Genomic DNA, 23,496 nt, shown 5'->3' on the forward strand with positions numbered 1-23,496 from the left:
CCGCATCGGAAGCTGATCGTCGCAGTATACAGCCGGGTGCGAGACGGTACGTGCACCGCCAGACCAGCTACTTTAGACACTTCTAATGAGTCTGCGCTACTTAATTGCGCTCCAGTAGCTATAGCCTGACATTGTATTACTCATTTCGATAGTAGATTGCGTCCAATGATCGATTAGATTAGCCGGTTATGGCTGCTATCACAAAGAGATGCGAGAGCGACATCAATCGGAACTCGTGCATTTGCTGCTAGTCCAAGAGATGTAAAAGGGAGGCACGAATTGGCTTAAGCCAAGAAGATTCCGGCTTGCGAGCCGGGTATTTTGCTGGCATGCTTGCTGGTTTCTGAGTGGTGCACTGTGGCAATTGTTCAAAGAAGGGGGCATAAAGATGGCCAAGGAATCTTCGAATACCGCTTCTTCAGCAAATAAAGCGGACGCAAATCTGATAAGTAATGCAGACGGAAGCGGGCTGACCTTCATGGCGGGCCAGGCTCGCGAGAGCGGGGCCCCCGGCGACGCTGTAGGTGTCGACAAGATACGTGATCTGCTGTTCGGCAACCAGATGCAGGACTATGACCGCCGCTTTTCCAAGCTTGAAGAACGGGTCTTGCAGCGCTTCAAGGATGTCGAATCCGAGGCCAAGCGCAATCTTGAAATGTACGAGTCAAATGCGAAGAAGCAGGTCGACTCGCTTGCGGCGCAATTGCGGAACGAAAAAGACGCGCGAGCCGACGCCGATAAGGAGATTGACCGGAATCTTCGCGAGCAAAATCAGGCGCTCGAAAAGCAGGTGCGCGCGTTGTCGGATCAGTTGAGCGAGCTTGAGCGGGAAGTTGCGGACCGGATAAATCGAAACGATCATTTGCTGCGTGAGGAAATCAAGCAAAAGAATGAAAGCATTCAGATGCTGATGGAGAAAATGTTTTCCGATCTTGGCAATGTCAAGACCGACCGAAATCTTTTGGCTGGCCTGTTTGTCGAGGTTGCAAAATGTCTAAATCAGGATCCCGTCGGCAGCAAGAACAACTCGGAGCGTACCTGGAAAGTGAGTTGATCGGAACTTGACGTCGACTGTCGACCCAATCAGCCTCCCTCAAAGAGCAGCTTCGAACGATACAGAGATTGATCGCGAGGCTCTGGCTCGCCTTTTGATCGAAATTGCCCGGAACGTTGATCCGGACTATCGTGCGCGTCTCGACGGAATCCCAACCACCGACCCTCGCATGGAAACGCTGCGCCAGTTGCTGGTCGGCCGCGAAATTTCGGAGCTTTCACGAGTTACGCACCTGCTCGACGAACCCGAGCAGCTTGCGGCTGCAGTGGGGAGCGTTCTCCCCCGTGCAGCCGCACGTGCGCCTCATGCGCAACTCGGAGAGGCCCTTGCGCCAGCTGTCGAGAGGGCCGTGCAACGGTCCATCCAGAAGAGCCCGCGTACGCTGACGGATATATTGTACCCGGTGTTTCTGCCGGCTATTCGCAAGTCGATCGGCGAAAAGATCGACCAGACCTTTCAATCGCTGAATGAAACTTTAAGACATATATTTACCTGGCATGGGCTCAAGTGGAGACTTGAAGCTTGGAGGACAGGAGCAAGCTTCTCAGAAGTTGTTCTTAAGCATTCTCTTGTCTATCGTGTGGAACATGTGTTTCTCATCAACCGCAATTCCGGGCTTTTGATAGCGCATGTAACTGCCGATAATGCAACTAGCGAAGACCCTCAACTCATTTCTTCGATGCTTAGTGCAATTCAAGATTTTGTAAAAGACTCATTTAACGAGAAAGAACAGAGTGGCCTGGACACTATTCGTTTCGGAGAGCTTCGTCTCTGGTCGGAAGTTGGACCGTTTGCGACCTTGGTTGCGGTGATCCGGGGAAATCCGCCGGAGGAATTACATGAAATAATTCGCGATGTATTGCTTCGCATCCATGATGAATGCTCACAGGCTCTAGAGCAGTTTGACGGCGACAGTTCGCAGTTGGCCGGCGTAGAGACGCAGTTGCAGACCTGCGTTGAACTGAAGCAGGAGGAATCAAACCAGGGATTTCCGTGGCTGGTAGTCGCTGCAGTCCTGCTGGTTTTGATTCCGGCAGGCGGTTGGTTCTTTCTTTCTTGGCAATCCGGGCAGCGCTGGCAGGCCTATGTGTCGCGACTGGGGACCCAGCCGGGCATCATCGTTGCCGAACAAAAGGTGCGCGATGGCCAATTCTATATTGCCGGCCTGAGAGACCCGCTTGCCGCCGACCCGCAGGCTCTGTTGGCCGGAACGCAGGTCGATCCCGCCCGCGTTCATTCGCAGTGGCAATTCTATCAGAGTCTTGATCCGGAGTTCGTGTTGAAGCGGCTAACGGCGTCGCTGGTTCCGCCGGATTCAGTACGACTTTCGATCGTCAATGATCGCATCGTTGCCGAGGGTGAGGCTCCCGACACCTGGATAGATCGGGCGCGCGCAGCGGCCCAACAACTTTCGGCAGGCGGACCGGAATTCGATATCTCCAGGGTTCGTGATGTGAGCCCCGAAGCACGCGCGGCGGAGCGCTGGCAGGCCTATGTGTCGCGACTGGAGGCCCAACCGGGAATCATCGTCGCCCAACAAACGGCGAGGGGCGGACATTTCTATATTTCCGGCCTGAGAGACCCGGAGGCCGCCGACCCGAAGGCTCTGCTGTCCGGAACAGGGGTCGATCCTGCTCGCGTTCATTCACAGTGGCAATTCTATCAGAGCCTTGATCCGAAGTTCGTCCTGAAGCGGCTGGTGGTGTCGCTGACCCCGCCGAAATCGGTTCGGCTTTCGATCGTCAATGATCGCATCGTTGCCGAGGGTGAGGCTCCCGACACCTGGATAGATCTCGCACGCGCAGCGGCCCGACAGCTTTCGGCAGGCGGACCGGAATTCGACATCTCCAAGGTTCGTGATGTGAGCCCCGAAGCACGCGCGGCGGAGCACTGGCAGACTTATGTGTCGCGACTGGAGGCCCAAGCGGGAATCATCGTCGCCCAACAAACGGCGAGGGGCGGACATTTCTATATTTCCGGCCTGAGAGACCCGCAGGCCGCCGACCCGAAGGCTCTGCTGTCCGGAACAGGGGTCGATCCTGCTCGCGTTCATTCACAGTGGCAATTCTATCAAAGCCTTGATCCGAAGTTCGTGGTGAAGCGGCTGATGGCGTCGCTGACTCCGCCGGATTCAGTACGGCTTTCGATCATCAAGGATCGCATCGTTGCCCAGGGTGAAGCTCCTGCCGCCTGGATAGATCGGGCGCGGGTCGCCGCCCAACAGCTGTCCGCGGACGGACTCTCTCTAGAAATCTCCGAGCTGCGTGAGTTGACCCCTCCGCAACTCACTCATTTGAGGGAGGCTATTCAAGCGGTCGACATTTTGTTCGATTCTGGCAAGGCTGTACCGGGACCAGAGCAACTGCCGGTTCTCGACAAATTGGCGAATCAGTTGAAGGAATTGGCCAAGGCCGCCCGCAAGGCAGGCGTAACAGCACAGTTCATGTTGACCGGCCATTCGGACGAGACGGGCCGTGAAACGGCCAAGTTGTCGATCAGCGCCGCGCGCGCGGAAACAGTTCGTGCGCTTCTCAAGAAGCGCGGCGTCGATCCGGAGTTGCTCTTGGTTCGCGGCGCGGGCACCTTTGAGCCAGCGGAGATTGAAAATAGCCGAACCGGGAACTCCGCCAACCGCAGAGTTTCGGTTACGGTAAACTTCCACTAGGCGGAGCCCAGGATATTGCAAAAGAAGATCTGCATGTTGGGCGGGTTCGCTGTCGGAAAGACCAGTCTGGTTCGCAGGTTTGTGCAAAGCATCTTTTCAGAAACCTACTTGACCACGGTGGGAGTGAAAATCGACAAGAAGAGCGTCGCATTCCCGGACAAAACCGTGGATCTGATTTTGTGGGATTTGGCCGGCGAAGACGATATCGGCTCATTCCGCGTCAGCTATGTGCGAGGTGCGAGTGGGCTCGTGCTTGTCGTCGATGGAACACGCGCTGCTACTCTTGCCGTGGCGCTCACGTTGCGCGAGCGGGCCGAGGCTGAATTCGGCGCTATGCCGTTTGTATTGCTGTTCAACAAATCCGATCTGGCCGATCGGTGGGCAATATCGGATAGTGAAATTGACGAACTGAGGCAACTTGGATGGCAAGTCTATCTAACAAGTGCGCTTTCGGGTGAGCATGTTGATGATGCGTTTCGTCAACTTGCTTCGATGGTCAGCAAATAAACCATGCACGTCTTGCCAAGAGAAGTTAAAAGCTGGATTTACGATTTCTTCTACAACGAGCGCTCGGTCGCATATCTGAAAATCGACGCCCAGCTTTGCATAGCTGCGAAGGGCGGTAACGTTAAACATTACGGACTCTCGTCAGTTCGCATAGGTAAGCCTGTTGCCGAGCAGCTTGAATTCATGGAAGGTTTGTTGCCCTGCCCGGAGCTTCCATATGATATGGCCATGGTCGAACTTCCCAGCGGGCGTGTCGCGGACCTCCATCTTTTTGCTGACAATGCCTGCGTGTGGCTGCTCTTTCTTGACGCCAATGCCGAACGCGACAATAGGCAGCGGCTTCAACAGAAGGCTTATGAAATGACGCTCCTGCAAGAGAGGGAGCGTCAACTCAACGAGAAATTACAATCGATGAACGAGGCGTTGAGGGCGAGCCAAGAGGGATTGTCGCGTGAATACCAGCGCGCCGAAGCCCTGCTCCTCAACATTCTTCCGGCGTCTATCGCGGAGCGGCTAAAAGCGCACGAAGAAATTGCAGACAACTACGCAGAGGTGAGTGTGCTTTTTGCCGACATCGTCGGTTTTACGGAAAGAGCGCGGAACGTCGGAGCCGTGACGACGCTCGCTATTTTAAATTACTTCTTCAAAGCGGCGGATCTGCTCTCGGAGCGATACGGCTGCGAAAAGATCAAGACAATCGGCGATTGTGTGATGGTGGTCGCTGGCCTGCCCGCCGCGCGATCCGATCATGCGGAAGCCCTTGCGCACTATGCGCTTGAACTGCGGAAGGCGGTTAAGCTCGAACGCTTCGCAGGAGAACCGATAAGACTCAGAATTGGAATTCACTCAGGACCAATCGTGGCGGGCGTCATAGGCAAAAGGCGGTTTGCCTATGACCTATGGGGCGACACCGTTAATCTCGCCGCACGTATCCAAACGTCCGCGGAGCCCGATGAAATCCGTATTTCGGATGCAACTCATCAACTGCTTGGACCAAATTTTGCTTGCGACCCGCTCGAGGAAACGGAATTGCGTGGTACAGGTCGTGTGCGAATGTGGCGGCTCCCGGCCTGATTTGCCGCATGGCAGTGCCGACCCGGAAGCGCATTGCATCTCAAGCAACATCATGGTTTCGAATGTCCGCAGCGGTGCGCGAAGCAGTTGACCACCGAGCGACCGCCAAAGGTCTGTCCTGGTCAACTCAGGAAATCAGTTCCTGAGATTTAACGTCGATGCCCAGTTCATAGAACTGGCCGGAGGCCTGGGCCGAGGTCGGAATGACCTGCCCCCGCGGCTAAATAAACACCGCCAAGTACCCGGCGCAACGGTCTGGCTCGGAACGATGACGTCTTGCACCGCAACATCGGTTTCTTCAAGGTAGGGCAACAACGGACATAGATGTCGTTGCTCGCCGATCTGACCGGAAGGTTAACAGCACGATGCCACTCATGACTCGACGATTGGGAGCCAGGAACCTGGCGCGCCCGGCACGGCGTCTCGGAGACCTGACTGCGATGTTTGCCCTGATTGCCAGGCCGCTCGTCTTTGGGATCGCCCTTTTGTTGGCTGGTCAGGCGCAGGCGCAGGCGCCGGCGACCGTCCCGCCTGAAAGGGTCAAACAGTTGTTCGAGCTTCTCGACGATCCGTCAGTGAAGGCCTGGGTGGCCGAACAGCGAAATCAGGACGCCGGGTCAACGGGAGCGCCCGCCGAGAGAGGGGCTTCGCCGACCGACGCATCGTCCGGCGCCGTGGCCGCACCAGGCCAGATGAATACGATGGCATCCTCGACGCTCGATGGAATCAGGCATCATATCGAAAGAATCGTGCGAACTTTGCCCTTGCTGCCAGGCCAGTTCGCGCGCGTTCGGGCAGAGACGATGGAGGATATGTCCAGCAAGGGGCCTGCCGGCGTATTTGTGCTGATTGCAATGTTCATCGCTGCCGGCCTGGCACTCACTTGGGCAACGTTCAAGCTCACCCGTCCATTTCGTCTTTGGATTATCGCGCAACCGAAGGATACGCCCGTTGGGCGAGCCAAGAAGATTGGTGGCCGCCTGCTTTATTCCAGCATGCTGATAGTCTCTTTCGCACTGGGCAGCGCCGGCGCGTTCATGTTGTTCGACTGGCCGATGCTTATCCGCGAGATTGTACTGACATTTCTGATGGCGGCAGTCGTTACATGGGGTGTGCGCATGTACGTCATGGCGATGCTCGTCCCTTCCTTCATGAACGTCGAGAACGCCGTCGAGGTTCGTGCTTTGCCGATCACCAACGAAGCGGCTGACCATTGGTCCTATTGGCTACCCCGGATCGTCGGCGTCTTCGCCTTCTTCGGCGCCGCGTTTATCCTCTTGCCAAGTCTCGGCATCGATCAGGACGGAATGATGGTCCTGTCACTGGGCGCCGATTTCGTGCTGCTGTTGCTCCTGCTGCTCGCCATTTGGCGTCGGCCAAGAACGCAGCGAGACGGTGCGCGCCACATCGGTCACACGGAAGCGACATGGCTATTGACTGCTTATTTCGTCGTCCTGTTCCTGCAGCGTATCGCCGGCCTTTATACATACTTCTGGTTCACCTTCGCCGCATTCTTCCTGCCTTTGGCAATCGTGGTGACGCAGCGCGGGGTTAATTTCGTTCTGCGGCCAGGTTCGGAAGATGTCGGCCGGCCCACGATCCCGGCGGTGACGATCGCTGTCATCGATCGCGGAATCCGAATGATTTTCATCCTGGCGGCGGCTTACCTTCTCGCACGTGTCTGGGGTCTGGACATGCAATCCATGCGGGACAGCGATACGACGACGACGTTCATATTGCGCGGCTTGATCAATGTCGTGGTCATTGCCCTCGCCGCCGACTTCGGCTGGTCGATCATCAAAGCTTTGATCGAACGAAAGCTGGGCATCGAAACACCGCACCCTGTGATCAGCGACGAGGACGTCCCGATCCTCGATCCGCAGCAGGCGCGGCTGCACACGCTCTTGCCGATCCTCCAGAATATTCTGCTCGCATCGATCATCGTGATGGCGGTGCTTATGATGCTCGCCTCGCTGGGTATCCAGATCGGCCCATTGATCGCCGGCGCTGGCGTCGTCGGCGTCGCCGTGGGCTTTGGGGCACAAACCATTGTCAAGGACGTCATTTCAGGCGTGTTTTTTCTGCTCGATGATGCGTTCCGTGTTGGCGAATACATTTCATCGGGCAATTACAAGGGTACTGTGGAAAGCTTTTCGCTGCGCTCGGTGAAGCTGCGCCACCATCGTGGTCCGCTGTTCACGATACCTTTCGGTGAACTCGGGGCAGTCCAGAACCAGAGCCGTGACTGGGTTATCGACAAATTCAACATCACCGTTGGTTATGACACTGATATCGACTTCGCTCGCAAGCTGATCAAGCGGATCGGCCTCGAACTGGCGGAAGATCCCGAGTTCAAACACTGGGTGCTCGACCCGATCAAGATGCAGGGCGTACAGGAGTTCGGCGAATACGGCATCGTATTGAGGGTCAAGGCCACAACCAAGCCGGGAGGCGCCTTCGGTATGAAACGCAAATTCTATGTACGCCTCCGCCAGGTCTTCAAGGAGCAGGGCATCGAACTCCCATTTCCGACCGTCCAGGTCCAGGGGCTACAGAACCAACATGGGGCAGAGAATGCACCGTTGGAGATCACGCCCGAGTTGAAAATGGCCGTCGCGCAGTCGCACACTATTCGGCGCAGAAAAAAAGCTAGCACAACGGAATAGAAAAGCTGCGACACCTGCTGGTCACAGTGCGGCTTTCCGCGCATCGCCCATGGCAGGGACACTCTTTTCGCCACGTAAGCAAAAGGCGCCCCGAAAGGCGCCTCTTAATCGCTTGGTTCCCCTCAAGGAAACTGGAGCGGGTGAAGCGATTCGAACGCTCGACCCCAACCTTGGCAAGGTTGTGCTCTACCCCTGAGCTACACCCGCTCGCGCGGCTTTTGGGCCGCAAGCCGCGCCTATATGGCTGAAGAGCGCGGCGATTGCAACAGGGAATTCGCAGGCTTTTTGCTTCGTCGGCAATGCGAACAAGCCTCCTGCGAGACGTCGCAAGGCAATCGCCCCCGCGTTGCGCGACGGGCTTGTCTTGGCAGCATCATTGGCCGTAAACGGCGTTAGTCGAACAAGCAGTTGAAAGCGGGCCATCAGAAGAAAGACCGATGCCGAAGACCGAAGCCGAACTTTTCGCCTTTCTCGCCGGACTCGGGATCGAAGTATCGACGCGGCGGCATCCGCCGCTGTTCACGGTCGCCGATTCGCAGGCGCTGCGCGGCGAGATTGCCGGCGGCCATACCAAGAACCTGTTCCTCAAGGACAAGAAGGACAATTTCTTCCTGGTCAGCGTCGGCGAGGAGGCGGTGGTCGATCTCAAGCATATACACCATCTGATCGGCGCTGCCGGGCGCGTGTCCTTCGGCCGGCCGGAGATGCTGATGGAGCTTCTCGGCGTCGTCCCGGGCGCGGTCACGGTGTTCGGGCTGATCAACGACACCGAGCGAAGGATCAAGGTCGTGTTGGACGAGGTGCTGATGAGCCATGCGGTGGTCAATGCCCACCCGCTGACCAACGAAGCGACGACTTCCATCGCTGCCGCGGACCTGGTCAAATTCGTCGAGGCAACCGGACATGATGCTGTTATCTTGAAAGTCTCGGCATGATCGCCACATGGGTGACTGAAACCGGGTTCTAAAGAAGGATGTTGCGCCCGTCCCTTGGCCGGCGGCGCGACCGAAAGGCGACGAGATGAGTGATAGCAACCCCTTTGGCGGCCCATTTGGCAGCAATGGCGGCCGGTATGCCACCACCGTGCAATATGGCGGCACCGATGCCGCGCGTGAGAAGGTCGCGCTTGCGGAGGCGCCGGCCGACGTAATCAAGGACACAACGACCGCTGGATTTGCCGCCGACGTGATCCAGGAATCGCGTCACCAGCCGGTGCTGGTCGATTTCTGGGCGCCGTGGTGCGGCCCTTGCAAGCAATTGACGCCGCTGCTGGAGAAGGCGGTGAAAGCCGCCGGTGGCAAGGTCAAGCTGGTCAAGATGAATATCGACGACCATCCATCGATCGCCGGCCAGCTTGGCATCCAGTCGATACCGGCGGTCATTGCCTTCAAGGACGGCCAGCCGGTCGACGGCTTCATGGGCGCCATTCCCGAGAGCCAGATCACGCAATTCATCCAGAAGGTCGGCGGCAAGAACGGCGGTGCGCCGCAACTTGCCGAGGCGCTGGCCGCGGCCGCCGAAGCGCGCGACACCGGGGACGTGCAGACGGCGGCCGACATTTACGATGCCATCCTGGAACAGGCGCCGGAGACGATCGAGGCGATCGCTGGCTTGGGCGACCTGCTGTTCGAGGCCGGCGATGCCGAAGGTGCCGAGGCGGTGCTGGCGCGGGCGCCGGAAGCAAAGAAGGATGCGCCCCAGCTCGCCGCGCTGCGGGCCAAGATGGCGCTCGCCGCGCAAGCAGCAGTGCTCGGCAATCCGGCGGAACTGGAACGGCGGCTGGCCGAAAATCCCGGGGATCACCAGGCACGGTTCGAGCTTGCCATGATCCAGAACGCCAAGGGTGATCGCATGGCGGCGGCCGACAATCTGCTGGCGATCATCAAGGCCGACCGCTCGTGGAACGACGACGGCGCCAGAACCCAGTTGCTGCAGCTCTTCGAGGCATGGGGCATGACCGACGAAGCAACGCTGTCGGCACGGCGCAAACTGTCGTCGCTGCTGTTTTCCTGAGCCGGCGCAGACTGTTTTGTCGCGCGGGCTTGCGGTGGGCCGCGGCTGCGCCAGATTAGGTTTTCGGATGGCGTTCGATTTCAGGTTTCCGGTGTTGCGCCTTGTGCCGGCCGGGAGGAGACGGATTTGGTGCGCTTCCTGACAAAGCGATCGGAGGATTGAGGTGCAGGCGGGAAACGCGCATTACCGGCTCGCTGCGGACTTACCGTCGACCATGCCGATCTTTCCGCTTGAGGGCGCATTGCTGCTGCCGGGAGGCCGCATGCCGCTCAACATCTTCGAGCCGCGCTATCTGCAGATGGTCGACGAGGCGATCGCCGGGCCGCGGCTGATCGGCATGATCCAGCCCAGCCTTGACGGTGCGCTGCGTCCCGACGGCGAGCCGGAGCTCTGCAATGTCGGCTGCGCCGGGCGCATCATTGCGCTGTCCGAGAGCGGCGACGGCCGTTACCTGATTTCGCTGCAGGGCGTGTGCCGGTTCCGTATTGTACAGGAGCTCACGGTCAAAACACCCTTCCGGCAGTGCCGGTTGGCACCCTTTCTCGCCGATCTCGACGAGGAGCAGGCAGACGCCGAGATCGACCGGCCGGCGCTGCTCAAAGCGTTTCGCGCCTATCTGCAGGCTAACGATCTGGAGGCCGACTGGGAAAGCGTCAGCCGCGCCGAAAACGCCATGCTGGTCAACGCACTGTCGATGATGGCGCCCTACGGGCCGGCCGAGAAACAGGCGCTGCTCGAAGCGGCCGATCTGAAGACACGCGCCGAGACCCTGATCGCCATCACCGAAATGGCGCTGGCGCGCGACAATGAGGATTTCGGTTCGAGTTTGCAGTAGGTTCTTGCCTTCTCCCCTTGTGGGAGAAGGTGGATCGGCGCGCAGCGCCGAGAGGGGTACTGGACGGAGTGCCGTCGGTGCCAAGCTGGAACACCCCTCATCCGACCGAACTTCGCTCGGCCACCTTCTCCCACAAGGGGAGAAGGAAGTTCGCGCTCGAAACCTTAACCCGATTGCCCTGTGGAAGGACAAACCAAATGGCGGATGGACGTGACGGGAACAGGACTGTCGACCCCAAGCTGCTGGAACTCTTGGCCTGCCCGCTGACCAAGGGGCCGCTTGCCTGGGATCCGGAGCGCGGCGAGCTTATCTCGCGGGTGGCAAAGCTTGCCTATCCGGTGCGGGACGGCATTCCGATCATGCTGCCATCGGAAGCGCGTGTCATCACCATAGATGATGCCATGCCACCGCCGCCGCGCCTGGGTGGAACGCCCTGAGTGCTGCGGTTCAGAGCCGCTCCGTCGCGATCTTTCGCGCCTCTATTGAAAATTGCGCCCTTTGGGCATGACCTTCTCTGCCTTTCCCAGTAGTTCCGTTTGCGCGATGCTGCCAGGCTGAGCCTCGTCTGCACTGCTCGACAGTCTGTCCGCAGGCCTTGCCTGCTCAAGCAGCACCGACAGCCACGGCGTCAGATCCTCGACCTTCTCGGCGACGATATGGATGACGTCCGATTCCGATTGCAACTTGCCGGTGACGCGGATGAGACGCGCGCCCATGACGATGGGGCGGAAGCGGTCAAAAGTCCTTTCCCAGAAAATAATGTTGGCGACCGCATTCTCGTCTTCCAGCGTCAGGAAAATCGCCTTGCCATTGCCCGGCCGCTGCCGCACCAGCACGAGGCCGGCGACCGAAACGCGCCGGCCGTCCCGCACCTGGCCGAGCCGCACATTGGGCGTGACGCCGGAACGATCCAGCCTTTGACGCAGGAAGGCGACCGGGTGCGCCTTCAGCGACAGGCCAAGCGAGCGGTAGTCGTGGACGACGTGCTCGCCGAGCGGCATTGTCGGGAGCCTGGTTGCAGGCTCCAGATCGCGCAAGCGGATCGCCGGCTGGTCGAACAGCGGCAGCTTTTCGGCGGCACTCTTGCCGTCGAGCGCGCGGACCGCCCATAGAGCGTCGCGACGGTTCAATCCAAGCGACCGGAAAGCGTCGGCCTGCGCCAGTTTTTCGATCTCGTCGACGTTGAGGCCCGAGCGCAGCCAGACGTCGCGTACGGATGCATAGCCGGCGCCGCGCCTCGACACAAACGCTTCCATGCGCTCCTTCGACAGGCCCTTGACCTGGCGAAAGCCGAGCCGGACGGCATGGCTGGTCCGGATGACGCCGCGCATCTGGGCATGGCGGTCAAGGATACGATCCGGATCGAAAGGCGATTTCTCCAAGGCGCAATCCCAGCCGGAAAAATTGACGTCGACCTCGCGGATCTCGACGCCGTGGTCATGCGCGTCGCGGACAAGCTGGGCCGGCTGGTAAAACCCCATCGGCTGGGAATTCAGGATCGCGGCGCAGAACACGTCGGGATAGAAGGTCTTGAACCAGCAGGAGGCATAGACCAGCAGGGCGAAGGAGGCGGCGTGGCTCTCGGGAAAGCCGTATTCGCCAAAACCCTCGATCTGCTTGAAGCAGCGCTCGGCGAAGTCTTTTTCGTAGCCCTTGGCGACCATGCCGTCGACCATTCTCTTGCGGTAATTGCCGATCGTGCCGGTGCGCTTGAATGTCGCCATGGCGCGGCGCAGTTCATCGGCCTCGCCCGGCCTGAAGCCGCCAGCAACGATGGCGATCTTCATCGCCTGCTCCTGGAACAGCGGCACGCCCAGCGTCCTGCCGAGTATTTTTTCCAGTTCCGGCTTGGGATATTCGGGTTTTTCCTTGCCTTGCCGGCGGCGCAGATAAGGGTGGACCATGTCGCCTTGGATCGGGCCGGGCCGCACGATCGCCACCTCGATGACGAGGTCGTAAAAGCTTTTCGGCCGCAGCCGCGGCAGCATCGACATCTGCGCGCGCGATTCGATCTGGAAGACGCCGATCGTGTCGGCACGGCAGATCATGTCGTAGACATGCTTGTCCTCGGCAGGCAGAGTGGCCAGCACATAGGGCAGGCCGTACTCGTCCCGCGCCTGCGGATAATGATCCTGGAGCAGGGTGAAGGCGCGCTGCAGGCAGGTCAGCATGCCGAGCGCCAGCACGTCCACTTTAAGGATTTTCACCGCGTCGAGATCGTCCTTGTCCCACTCGACCATCTTGCGCTCGTCCATCGCCGTCTTGACGATGGGCACGATCTCGTCGAGCCGGTCCCGGGTGATGACGAAACCGCCGACATGCTGCGACAAATGACGGGGAAAGCCCATGATCTCGTTGGCGCATTCGATTACATGCCTTGTCGATGGATCGGTCTGATCGAGGCCGCCGGCCTTTGTCTCCTTTTCGCCGAGCTCCGAGGTCGACCAGCCCCAGATCGAACTGGACAGCGCGCCCCGGACGTCGTCCGACAGGCCCATCGCCTTGGCCACTTCGCGCATCGCCGAGCGGCCCCGGTAGCTGACGACGGCGGCGGCCAGCGCGGTGCGCTTGGTGCTGTATTTGGAATAGATGTACTGGATGACCTCCTCGCGCTTTTCATGCTCGAAATCGACGTCGATGTCGGGCGGCTCGTTTCTTTCCTCGGAAATGAAGCGCTCGAAAAGCGTTTCGATCTTGTCCGGGCCGACTTCGGTGATGCCAATGCAGAAGCAGACGATCGAGTTGGCGGCAGAGCCGCGCCCCTGGCAGAGAATGTTCTGGCTGCGGGCGAATTTGACGATGTCGTGGACAGTCAGGAAATAGCGCGCGTAGTTCAGGCGCTCGATCAGAGCGAGCTCCTCCTCGATGCGCTGCGTCACAAAAGCGGGCACGCCCGAGGGGTAGCGGATGGCGGCTCCCTCCTTGGCCAGCCTTTCCAGTTCGGCCTGCGGCCCAAGACCCGATTCCGTCGGCTCGTCGGGATAGTTGTATTGCAGGTCACTGAGCGAGAAGGTCAGCTCGCCGGCAAAACGCAGCGTTTCCGCCAGCGCTTGCGGATGCCTGCGGAAAAGCCGTGCCATCTCCAGCGGCGGCTTTAAGTGACGCTCGGCATTGGCCGCCAGCTCCAGCCCCACCTCGGCGACAGGCACATTGAGGCGGATCGCCGTCAGCACGTCCTGCAGCGGGCGCCGTTCCGACGTATGGTAGAGAACATCGTTGGTCGCCATCAACGGGATGCCGGCCAGCTCCGCCATCGCCGCCGCCTGCTCGATACGGAAGCGGTCGTTGCCGCGGTAATCCGGCGAAACCGCAAGCCGCAGGTTTTCACCGAAACGATCCCTGAGCCGGCTAAGGAGTGCGTGGCTGGTTTCCGCGTCCGCCGACACATCCGGCAGTATGGCGAGCGACAGGAGATCGCCCCATTCGAGAAGATCGCTCTGTTTGAGGAGCGTCGCCCCTTTTTCGTTCTCGTCACGCAGATTGGCCTGCGTCAGCATGCGGCAGAGATGACCCCAACCCTTGCGATCCTGCGGGTAGGCGAGGATGTCCGGCGTGCCGTCGCAAAAAACCAGGCGGCAGCCGGGATGATAGGAAGCACCCTCCACCTTGGCCTGCTGCCAGGCGCGCACCACGCCCGCCACCGTGTTGCGGTCGGCGAGACCGATCGCCGAAAACCCCAGGAATTTTGCCGCGACCACCAGCTCCTCCGGTTTCGAGGCACCGCGCAGAAACGAGAAGTTCGACTGGATGCCGAATTCGGCATAGGGAATGGCCGTCAGCGCATTCATGCGAAGATCCCATGCATGAACCAGCGCGGCGAAGGCAGCGAGGCGCCGTAAAGACCCTGGCGGTAGAGCCAGTAACGGCGGCCGTCGGCATCCTCGATGCGGAAATAATCCCGGGTTGGCTCATCTTCTCGTCCCGGCGCCCCTCGCCACCATTCCGGCGCGATGCGCTCCGGCCCTTCGGCGCGCGCGACCCGGTAGAGCGCGCGCCGCCAGCGGAAGTTCAAAGGCGGGCCTTCCGGCATTTCGGTGGCCGGCACCTCGATCGGCTCGGGCGAACGGAAAAGCCGGATCGGCCGTTCCGGCTGGAAGACGGTCGTGGGAGCATCCTTCACCTTGTCCGGCTGCTTCGGCGGCGAGCTTCTCTGCGGCGCCTCCGTGAAGGGGAGGGTGGCGACGGCGCGCTCCGGCAGATGGCTCTCGACGGCGACCGGCTTCAAGACCGCGCCTTCGCCGAGCCGGGCGCGAATGCGGTCGGCAAAAAGCGCGATATCGGCGCCGTCGTCGCTCGTTTCGCCGGCAAGGTCGGCCTGCTGCATATCGAAGGCGGCGGCGGTCAGCACCGAGAGGCGCACGAGATCGAAGCCATAGCCGGCGTCGATATCCTGTTCGAGCGCGGCAAGCCGTTCGTGGAACAATTTCTGGATCAGCAGCGGCTCACGCAAGGGCCGCGAGGTGCCGACGGCGATGCGGCTGACGCCGCCATCGACGCGGAAAAGCAGCAGCGCCAGCCGCCTTGCGCCCTCGCCGCGACGCTCGAGGTCGCTCTTCAAGGTGGTCGCCAGCATGCCGGTCAGCCGCTCGATGTCTTCGGTCAGCATGATCGGCTCGGCAAGGTGACGCTCGACCGAAAGCGGTGCCACCGGCAGGCGCGGCGACACGGCCTCCTCGAGGCGGCCAAGCGCCTGGTCGAGGCGCAAGAGCAGCGATGCGCCGAAGCGGCGGGCCAGCGGCGCGCGCGGTGCCGCCATGACGGCGCCCGCCGTGCGCAGGCCGACGCTTTCGAGGCTGGCGCGTACCTCCGGGTCGATGCGCAGCGCCGCCAGCGGCAAGGGCGCGAGAAGCGCTTCCTCCTCACCATCGGGCACGATGCGGTCGCCAGCAAACCGCGCCGCCGCCCAGGCAGCACCAGGCGTGGCGGCAAGCCCGGCGCGGACATCGAAGCCCTGATGGAAAAAACGCGACAGGATATCGTCCAGCATCGAGCGTTCGCCGCCGAAAAGATGGGTGCAGCCGGTGACGTCGAGATAGAGGCCGTCGGTCCCGTCAAGCGCCACCAGCGGGGTATAGCGGTCGCACCAGTCGGCGAGGCCTTCGAGCAGGCGCCGGTCGGCCTCCGGATCGGCCTCCACGATGTCGATCGAGGGATGCATGGCGCGTGCGTCGGCTATGCCCATGCCGCGCTTCAGATTAAGCGCCTCGGCCCGCTCGTCGAGGGCGGCGATGCGCTGGGCGTTCCGGTCGCGGTGACTGATCACCAGCGGCAGGTGATCCGACGGCCGGGAACGCCAGGACCGCCCCAGACGCTGCCGCAGGATCCTCTCGGCGGCGAGATGCGGAAACCACAGGGATAGGAGTCTTTGGCCGTTCTGGGGCCCATTCCTGAGACCTTCCTTGCTCGCCCCGTCTTTCTTCGAATATGCGTTCATCGGGGTTCCACTCCAGTGTGAATTTTCCGGGCAAGGCCGTGCGGCTCTTGCCGATGGCGACGGTGAAGGCGGGTCGGCCGATCGAGCCGGCGAGCGGCCCGGCAAGCGTCTTACGCGTTGCCGCCGGTGCCGCCGACAGGATGAGGCGGACGGGCGCTGCCGTCGGTTCGGGCTCGCCGGCCTGGCGCAGCAGGAACAGCGGCCGGCCCGCACTCTGCGCGCGGGCGTGCAGCCGCCGCGTCGCGGTGAGGTCAAGCCGCTGCGGGCTGCCGCGGATTTCGAGGATGACGGCGGCCAGCGCCGTCATCCGGGCAGCCTCCTCGGCGATCCACAGCGCATCGAGCAGCCTTGGCGCCTCGGAAAACAGCAATTGCTCCGGCTCGATGCCGAAGAAGGCGTGAAGCCCCCTGGCATAGGGAAAGCCGGCCTCGCGGAAAACCTCGGATGTGCCGATCCACAGCACCGGCAATCGCGGCCCCTGGCTGAGGATCAGGCTGACGAGCGACAAGGCAAAACCGGCAACGGCCCCGGCATCGCGGGTCGCGGCGCCATGAAACTCGCTCACCGCCGCCTTCGGCAGGCCGCCGCTCAGCGCAGCATCGAGGCGCTCGGCGCCGGTGCGCAAAAACGCATCGGGCGGCGCCACGGCGAGGCCGCGCCGGACAATGGTCAGATTCCGAGCGGGTGTCGGATGCCGAGAGGGTGTCAGACTCTGACGAGAGACATCCGCGTCAAACGACGAACTGGCCGGCGCCTCCAGGCGCTCGGGCAAGGTCCCTTCGATCTTCGCGATCTGGCGGCGCAGGGCAAAAACAGTCTCCCGCGCCACGGCGCTTGTCGCCATGACGGTCAGCTTCCACTCACAATTGTTCCTGTTATGTTCCCTAGAATTCCAGAGGCCGGCCAAAGAGTCAAGCGGAGTCATGGGGAATTTATTCCTGTAGTGGGGGCGTGACACGGTCACCCCAGCCCGACCATTTGCCGAGTCCGGCCCGAAAGCCTATATGCCGGGATCAAAGGACAAAGCATGGCTCGCATCTACCAAACACGCATCTGGCACGACCAGCTTTCGCCAACGATGGAGGAAATCGAGCTCCTGGCGCTGGAGGCCTATGCCCATCTGCCGGAGGACTTTCGCAAGTTGACCGGCGAGATCGTCATTCAGATCGCCGAATTCCCGACCGACGAGATCATGGACGACCTTTCGCTGGAAACGCCCTTCGACCTGCTCGGCCTGTTCGAGGGGCGCGGCATCGCCGAGCGCTGGAACCCGCAGACCGGCGAGGGGCCGAACCGCATCACGCTCTATCGCCGCGCCATCCTCGACTACTGGGCCGAGAACGAGGAAACGCTGGGCGACATCGTCACCCATGTGCTGATCCACGAGATCGGCCACCATTTCGGCCTGTCGGACGACGATATGGAGCGGATCGAGGAAGCGGCTGAATAGCACTCAGATGACAGAAGCAGAATTTGCCGATCTGATCGATTGCAATTGGCCGTATCACGACATTTCACTGAGCCGGGAACTGATCGAATCCGCAGTGAGGATTTCGCCGAATGCCGCGTTCTTAGCACTTAGCGAGCTTTGCCATCTGCCCGCAAGTGCTGCCGTCGAGCCCGCCATTCTCCTAGCTCTGGTCGACTTTTGGCTATCCGAAGTCGACCACCCGGTGGCATCTCTGACTGCAGAATGCGCGATCTCCTTGATCGAACGCAAGCGACTGCGGGTTCCCGAGATACTTACGAAGATGGGTTACGTCTCCGGTTATCCCGGCCTCCTTGCAGCGCTATCGATACTCTATTTCAGCTGCGATGACGTCGACGGGCTCGCAGACGCGCGGCTCAACGAAATCAGAGCCGTCTGGGAAAGGCTGCCGTAGCCGGTAGCACCTACCAATCGCTGAGCTTGGTGTCGGGGCCGTATTCCTGGCCCTCGATGTCCTTCACCACGGCCTGGCCGCAGCGCATGGTCTTGGCCTCCTTGTCATAGGCATAGGTCGGCGAGCCGAACAGGTGCCAGCCCTTGTTCAGCGCCGCCGTCACCTTGTGGCAGAAGCTGGCATCGTCCGGGCCGGACAGAAAGCGGTAGAGTTTCATTCTTCAATCCTGTCGTCAGTTACGTTAGTCATGCGCGAACAGCGGCGGCCTTCGCCAGCAGTTTTTCGGCCTGCGCCAGATGAGCCGCTCGACCATCTTGCCGTTCAGCGCAACTACCGCCCTACCGGTATTTTCGGCGAACGCGAAGGCATCCTTGACCGCGCGCGCCTCGGCTATTGCTTCGGGCGACGGTGCAAAGGCGCGGTTCGCGGCTTCGATCTGAGCTGGATGGATCAGCGACTTGCCGTCAAAACCCATGGCGGCCGCTTCCGTGCACTCGCGCGCAAACCCGTCCATATCGCGAAAATCATTGAAGACGCCATCGAGCAGGTCGAGGCCGCCGGCGCGCGCGGCGAGCACCATCTGCATCAGCCATGGAACGAGATAGCGCCGGTCGGGCATGGCGAGAATTCCGGTGTCCTTGACCAGGTCATTCGTTCCGGCAGCGAAACACACCAGTCGAGAGGCCGGATCGCGGCCGAGCTCGGCAATCGGCCCAATGTTGAGCAGCGCCTTGGGCGTCTCGATCATCGCCCATAGCTTGACTTCGTCGGCGATAAAATTGTCGTCGAGCACGTCGCCGGCCTCGAGAATGTCGCGCGGCGTGTCGACCTTGGGCAGCAGGATGGCGTCGGGCGAGCATTTTGCCGCGGCCAGCAGGTCGGCGCCGCCCCACTCGCTCGACAGCGCGTTGATGCGCACGACCATCTCGCAGCGCCGGTTGGAATGGCCGGCGAAAATCGCCGCCAGTTTTTCGCGCGCGGAAAGTTTATCGGCCGGGGCGACGGCGTCCTCGAGATCGATGACGACGGTATCGCAGGCCAGCGATTGGATCTTGGCCAGCGCCTTGTCGTTCGAAGCCGGGACGTAAAGCACCGAGCGGCGCGGGCGGTAGCTTTCGGTGGTCATCTTCGATCTATGCCGCCTGCAGCTAGCCGAGGCAAGCCGTGCATAAAAACTGCACGCAATTTCGGAAAATCTCCTCGTCTCCGCCCCGCTTGCCACCCGACCGGATGCGACAAGGGCGGCATGCAAGAGCAAAAGAACTCCCGTTGGTCCCTGCCGTACCGGCTTCGCCGCGAAAGCTGGTGGCTCGTCGATCCGCCCCAGACTTTGGCAACCCTCCTCCCTTTCGCCCGGAAATCCCTGCCCACCAGCCGCATCAAAGCCGCCGAGAAAGCCCGATCATGACAGTATTCCTCTCGGCGGCGCCGAGCTATTGCAGCCGCTTCGGCGTTGCCGTCCTGCTCGTCGCGTTGGCCGATTTCTTCTTCTATGGCCAACCGGCGGGCATCACGCTTTTCCTGTTCGGCGTTGCGATTGCAGCGGCGAGCATGGCTCTCCATCCTCTCGACGTCTTCAACGATGGCAGGTTCTGGTTCAAGCCGGTTGCGCTGTTTATGGCGCTGCTGCCGCTTGTGGAAAATGTCAGCGCACTGTCCGTCTCGATCGCGCTGGCGGCGACGGCCATCCTCGCGCTTTCACTGGCCGGACGGTTGCGGCGCGGCCTTGCCCGTATTGCCGGCCAACTCTCGCTGTTCCTGCTTGCAACGCCATTTCGGCTCGTCCTTGATTTCTTCCGCTGGCGCACGGCGGCGCGGCGGCTTGGCCGGCGGCGCGTGCGCCTTGCGGCGATCGCCGTCTGGGTCATGCCGCTGGGCCTCGGCGCAGTGTTCCTCGCGCTGTTCGGCGCCGCCAATCCGGTCATCGAATATTGGTTCTCGCTGATCGACCTGATGGCACTGCTCGACGTCGTCCAGCTGCCACGTCTCGGCTTCTGGCTGTTCGTGCTTGCCTGCGTCTGGGCCTTTCTGCGGCCGCGGCTGCCGCGCTTTCTCCGCCGCCGCAGGGTGTCGCCAGCCAGCGCACCGGCGACGCCGGCCACCAGGACCACCATCGAGGACATCGTCTTCGGCAAGGCCGCTATCCTCCGCGCGCTCGTCGTCTTCAACATCCTGTTCGCGGTGCAGAGCGCACTCGACGCCACCTATCTGTGGGGCGGCATCGCGCTTCCCGACGGGCTGACCTATGCCGCCTACGCGCATCGCGGCGCCTATCCGCTGATCGTCACGGCGCTGCTGGCCGCCGGCTTCGTGCTGGCGGCGCTGCGGCCGGGAAGTGCGACCTCCGGCGATCCGCTCATCCGCCGGCTGGTTTATGCCTGGGTGGCGCAGAACATCCTCCTGGTGATCTCGTCGATCCTGCGGCTCGATCTCTATATCGGTATCTATGCGCTGACCTATTGGCGTGTCGCTGCGTTCGTCTGGATGGGGCTGGTGGCGGCGGGCCTTGTCCTGATCATAGCCCGCATCGCGCGCGAAAAGTCCAACGAATGGCTGCTTGCCGCCAATCTTCTGACGCTATCGGCGACGCTCTATGCCTGCTCGTTCATCAACTTTGCCGCGCTGATTGCCAACTACAATGTCGACCATTGCTTCGAAATGACCGGCCAAGGCACCCAGCTCGACGTCTGGTACCTGCGCTCGCTCGGGCCCGGCGCCTTGCCGGCGCTCGATCGCTTCGTCCAGCACCAGAGCAGGACGGTTTCCGCGGAGGATGCCTCCATCCGCGAACTCGCCGGCTGGTATGCACAGGACGAAGCACGCTTCCGCGCCGGCCAGGAAAGCTGGCGGGGCTGGAGCTTTCGTGACTGGCGGCTCAACCGCGCCCTCGACAGGCGTGGCCCGTTCGTGGTTCCTCCGATGTCCGAACCCTTCATGCCGGGCCGCTGATTTGATGCCGCACCACATACTGGTCGCCGACGACGACCCGCACATTCGCGAAATCATCTGCTTCGCGCTGGAAAAGGCCGGCATGAAAACGCTGGCGGTGCCGGACGGCGCGGCTGCCTTGCAGGCGATAGAGCGCCATGCGCCCGATCTCGTCGTGCTCGACATCGGCATGCCGGAAATGGACGGGCTGGAAGTGTGCCGGCGGCTGCGCCACACATCCGACCTGCCGGTGCTGTTCCTGTCCGCGCGCGATGAAGAGATCGACCGCGTCCTCGGGCTGGAGATGGGCGGCGATGATTATGTCACCAAGCCGTTCAGCCCGCGCGAGCTGGTCGCCCGCGTCAACGTCATTCTGCGCCGCGCCCGGCCCACGCCGGAACCAGCCGACGACCGGCAATTCTCGCATGGCAGACTGTTGCTGGTTCCGGCAAGCCATACAGCCAGCTTCGACGGCAAGCCGCTGGCGCTGACGTCGATCGAATTCGCGATCCTGAAAGGCTTTTTGGCGCGGCCGGCGCATGTGCTTGGCCGCGACATGGTGATGGCCAACGCCTATGCGGCCAATATCCATGTCGCAGACCGCACCGTCGACAGCCATATCCGCAATATCCGCGCCAAGCTGGCGGCCGTCGGCTGCGTCGATGCGATCGAGACCGTGCACGGCGTCGGTTTTCGGCTGGGCGGATGCGGCGCGTGAGCGCCCAAGAACTGATTGGCAGCAAATGGCGGCCTCGCCTCGCCACGGTCGTCATCGCCATCCTGATCATGGTGATGGCGCTGCCGCTGGCCGGCCTGTTTTTCTTCCGGCTCTACGAGAACCAGCTGATCAGGCAGACCGAGGCCGAGCTGATCGCCCAAGGCGCCGCCCTTGGCGCGATCTATGCGCAAGAGGTCCGTGAGGCCGGCCTTGCCCCGGAAAAGCTAGGCGCACCCGTGCCTTCACCCAACACCAGCGATCGGGCTTCTCCCTACCAGGCGATCGAACCGGGCCTCGATCTTGCGTCCGACGGGATCCTGCCGACCCGGCCCGCGGCCACCGCGGCCAGCGCCGATCCCGCCTTCGCGGCAATCGGCGCACGCCTGTCGGGCATTCTTGCCGAGACGCAGAAGACCACGCTCGCCGGCTTCCGGCTGCTCGATCCCAGAGGCGTGGTCATCGCCGGCCGTGAGGAGGCCGGCCTGTCGCTCGCCGCTGTCGAAGAGGTTCGCGCAGCGCTTGCCGGCCGCTACGCCAGCGCGCTCAGGCTGCGGGTTCCCGACCAGCCGTCGCCGCCGCTCTATTCGGTCAGCCGCGGCACCAAGGTTCGCGTCTTCGTGGCCATGCCGGTTGCGGTCTCCGGCAAGGTCGCCGGCGTCGTCTATCTGTCGCGGACGCCGAACAACATCGTCAAGCATCTCTATGGCGAGCGCGGCAAGGTGGCGCTGGCGGCAATCACCATCCTCGGCGGCGCGCTGCTGATCGGGCTGGTCTTCCTGCGCGCCGTCAGCCGTCCGATCTATGCGCTGATGGAACGCACGAAACGCATCGCCGCCGGCGACCGCGCGGCGATCAGGCCGCTCGATCACCACGGCACGCGCGAAATGGGTGAACTCTCTGCTGCTTTCCTCGACATGGCCGAAAAGCTGCACGCACGCTCCGACGGCATCCAGACCTTTGCCACCCACGTCTCGCACGAGCTCAAATCGCCGCTGACGGCGATCCAGGGGGCCGCCGAACTGCTGCGCGATTCGGGCAGCGCGATGGACGAGGCCGAGCGGCGGCGGTTTTCGGACAATATCGTCACCGATGCCGGCCGGCTCAACCTTCTGGTGCGCCGCCTGCTCGACCTGGCGCGCGCCGAAAATCTCGAGCCGAGCGGCGAAAACACGTCGCTCGGTGCGTCACTGGCGCTGCTGCCGGCCGACGACAGGCTGGCGGTGCGCGTCGAGGCGGGCACTGAGATCGGGCTGCGCATATCGGCCGAAAACGCTGCGATCGTGCTGGCCAATCTCATCGACAATTCGGCGCGGCACGGCGCGACGCTGGTATCGGTCACAGCCGCAAAAGCGGACGGCAAGGCCACCATCGTGGTCGCTGACGACGGCGCCGGCATTTCGCCCAGCAACCGAGGCCGCATCTTCGAGCCGTTCTTCACCACGCGCCGCGATTCCGGCGGCACCGGCATGGGCCTCGGCATCGTGCTGGCCCTCCTGAAAGCGCATGATGGCACGATCCGGCTGGTTGACTCGGCGAGCGGCACGCGCTTCGAGATCATCCTGCCGGCGGCGTGACTCGGCGGTTCAGATCGGAAGGGCCAAAAGGTGCATTACGATATCGTCATCATCGGCGGAGCCATCGTCGGCTCCTCGGTCGCCTATTATCTGCGCGAGGAAGGGTTTTCGGGCTCGATCGCGCTTGTCGAGCGCGACCCGCAAT

19 protein-coding genes, 1 tRNA gene and 1 pseudogene are annotated in these 23,496 nt (G+C 61.7%); 15 read left to right on the plus strand and 6 right to left on the minus strand.

Annotation, left to right across the window (positions count from 1 at the left end):
• Positions 1-388: 388 nt before the first annotated feature.
• The 5 genes from NKI47_RS27995 to NKI47_RS28015 all read left to right on the plus strand — a co-directional run bounded on the left by NKI47_RS27995 (position 389) and on the right by NKI47_RS28015 (position 7,966).
• A complete protein-coding gene (locus NKI47_RS27995) occupies positions 389-1,054 on the plus strand; it encodes a DUF3450 domain-containing protein (RefSeq protein WP_031211579.1) in 666 nt (221 codons plus the stop codon).
• Positions 1,055-1,148: 94 nt separating this feature from the next.
• A complete protein-coding gene (locus NKI47_RS28000; RefSeq protein WP_352594342.1) occupies positions 1,149-3,719 on the plus strand; it encodes an OmpA family protein in 2,571 nt (856 codons plus the stop codon).
• 15 nt (positions 3,720-3,734) lie between these two features.
• Positions 3,735-4,226: a Rab family GTPase gene (locus NKI47_RS28005; RefSeq protein WP_245274668.1), complete on the plus strand. Its 492-nt coding sequence runs from the start codon at positions 3,735-3,737 to the stop codon at positions 4,224-4,226.
• Between the two features lie 3 nt (positions 4,227-4,229).
• Positions 4,230-5,300, plus strand: a complete 1,071-nt coding sequence (locus NKI47_RS28010; RefSeq protein WP_023675981.1) for an adenylate/guanylate cyclase domain-containing protein — start codon at positions 4,230-4,232, stop codon at positions 5,298-5,300.
• Positions 5,301-5,740: 440 nt separating this feature from the next.
• Positions 5,741-7,966: a mechanosensitive ion channel family protein gene (locus tag NKI47_RS28015; protein WP_352594343.1), complete on the plus strand. Its 2,226-nt coding sequence runs from the start codon at positions 5,741-5,743 to the stop codon at positions 7,964-7,966.
• A 132-nt stretch (positions 7,967-8,098) separates the two neighbouring features.
• On the opposite strand, the gene NKI47_RS28020 is transcribed toward NKI47_RS28015, so the two are convergent.
• A tRNA-Gly gene (locus NKI47_RS28020) sits at positions 8,099-8,173 on the minus strand.
• 230 nt (positions 8,174-8,403) lie between these two features.
• On the opposite strand from NKI47_RS28020, the gene NKI47_RS28025 reads away from it, so the two are divergent.
• From NKI47_RS28025 to NKI47_RS28040, 4 genes are all read left to right on the plus strand, one after another.
• A complete protein-coding gene (locus NKI47_RS28025) occupies positions 8,404-8,901 on the plus strand; it encodes a prolyl-tRNA synthetase associated domain-containing protein (protein WP_023675983.1) in 498 nt (165 codons plus the stop codon).
• A gap of 85 nt (positions 8,902-8,986) precedes the next feature.
• Positions 8,987-9,979, plus strand: a complete 993-nt coding sequence (gene trxA / locus NKI47_RS28030) for a thioredoxin (protein WP_352594344.1) — start codon at positions 8,987-8,989, stop codon at positions 9,977-9,979.
• 163 nt (positions 9,980-10,142) lie between these two features.
• The gene (locus NKI47_RS28035) at positions 10,143-10,814 is read left to right on the plus strand and encodes an LON peptidase substrate-binding domain-containing protein (protein ID WP_023675985.1); all 672 of its coding nucleotides are present in this window, start codon (positions 10,143-10,145) and stop codon (positions 10,812-10,814) included.
• Positions 10,815-11,011: 197 nt separating this feature from the next.
• Positions 11,012-11,251, plus strand: coding sequence for a Trm112 family protein (locus NKI47_RS28040; protein ID WP_023675986.1), 240 nt, complete (start codon positions 11,012-11,014; stop codon positions 11,249-11,251).
• A gap of 42 nt (positions 11,252-11,293) precedes the next feature.
• Here the strand turns inward: NKI47_RS28040 and NKI47_RS28045 are convergent, their stop codons facing one another.
• The 3 genes from NKI47_RS28045 to NKI47_RS28055 are packed head-to-tail and all read right to left on the minus strand — an operon-like array spanning position 11,294 to position 17,092.
• Positions 11,294-14,602: an error-prone DNA polymerase gene (locus NKI47_RS28045; RefSeq protein ID WP_352594345.1), complete on the minus strand. Its 3,309-nt coding sequence runs from the start codon at positions 14,600-14,602 to the stop codon at positions 11,294-11,296.
• A complete protein-coding gene (locus tag NKI47_RS28050) occupies positions 14,599-16,077 on the minus strand; it encodes a DUF6504 family protein (RefSeq protein ID WP_352594346.1) in 1,479 nt (492 codons plus the stop codon). Before NKI47_RS28050 ends, NKI47_RS28045 begins: the two co-directional genes overlap by 4 nt.
• Positions 16,010-17,092, minus strand: coding sequence for an ImuA family protein (locus NKI47_RS28055; protein ID WP_352594347.1), 1,083 nt, complete (start codon positions 17,090-17,092; stop codon positions 16,010-16,012). The genes NKI47_RS28050 and NKI47_RS28055 overlap by 68 nt, the downstream gene beginning before the upstream one ends.
• 183 nt (positions 17,093-17,275) lie before the next feature.
• Between NKI47_RS28055 and NKI47_RS28060 the strand changes: the two genes are divergently transcribed.
• Both NKI47_RS28060 and NKI47_RS28065 read left to right on the plus strand, forming a co-directional pair.
• Complete coding sequence (locus NKI47_RS28060) at positions 17,276-17,698, plus strand: metallopeptidase family protein (RefSeq protein ID WP_352594348.1); 423 nt, start codon at positions 17,276-17,278, stop codon at positions 17,696-17,698.
• Positions 17,699-17,705: 7 nt separating this feature from the next.
• Positions 17,706-18,131 carry a hypothetical protein gene (locus NKI47_RS28065; protein ID WP_352594349.1) on the plus strand — a complete coding sequence of 142 codons (426 nt, stop codon included), beginning with the start codon at positions 17,706-17,708 and terminating at the stop codon, positions 18,129-18,131.
• A gap of 10 nt (positions 18,132-18,141) precedes the next feature.
• Here NKI47_RS28065 and NKI47_RS28070 read toward each other — a convergent pair whose 3' ends face one another.
• Positions 18,142-18,348, minus strand: coding sequence for a DUF1737 domain-containing protein (locus NKI47_RS28070; protein WP_352458330.1), 207 nt, complete (start codon positions 18,346-18,348; stop codon positions 18,142-18,144).
• Between the two features lie 28 nt (positions 18,349-18,376).
• A pseudogene (locus tag NKI47_RS28075) lies at positions 18,377-19,257 on the minus strand (HpcH/HpaI aldolase/citrate lyase family protein).
• Between the two features lie 278 nt (positions 19,258-19,535).
• Here NKI47_RS28075 and NKI47_RS28080 point away from each other — a divergent pair.
• The 4 genes from NKI47_RS28080 to NKI47_RS28095 all read left to right on the plus strand — a co-directional run.
• Positions 19,536-21,080, plus strand: coding sequence for a DUF4153 domain-containing protein (locus NKI47_RS28080; protein ID WP_352594350.1), 1,545 nt, complete (start codon positions 19,536-19,538; stop codon positions 21,078-21,080).
• A gap of 4 nt (positions 21,081-21,084) precedes the next feature.
• Complete coding sequence (locus NKI47_RS28085) at positions 21,085-21,777, plus strand: response regulator transcription factor (RefSeq protein WP_352594351.1); 693 nt, start codon at positions 21,085-21,087, stop codon at positions 21,775-21,777.
• Positions 21,765-23,351, plus strand: a complete 1,587-nt coding sequence (locus NKI47_RS28090; RefSeq protein WP_352594352.1) for an ATP-binding protein — start codon at positions 21,765-21,767, stop codon at positions 23,349-23,351. Before NKI47_RS28085 ends, NKI47_RS28090 begins: the two co-directional genes overlap by 13 nt.
• Before the next feature lie 30 nt (positions 23,352-23,381).
• On the plus strand, positions 23,382-23,496 hold a 115-nt coding region (locus tag NKI47_RS28095; protein WP_352594353.1), incomplete at its 3' end, for an FAD-dependent oxidoreductase.

The organism is Mesorhizobium sp. M0633 (genome assembly GCF_040320645.1).
Classification (GTDB): domain Bacteria; phylum Pseudomonadota; class Alphaproteobacteria; order Rhizobiales; family Rhizobiaceae; genus Mesorhizobium.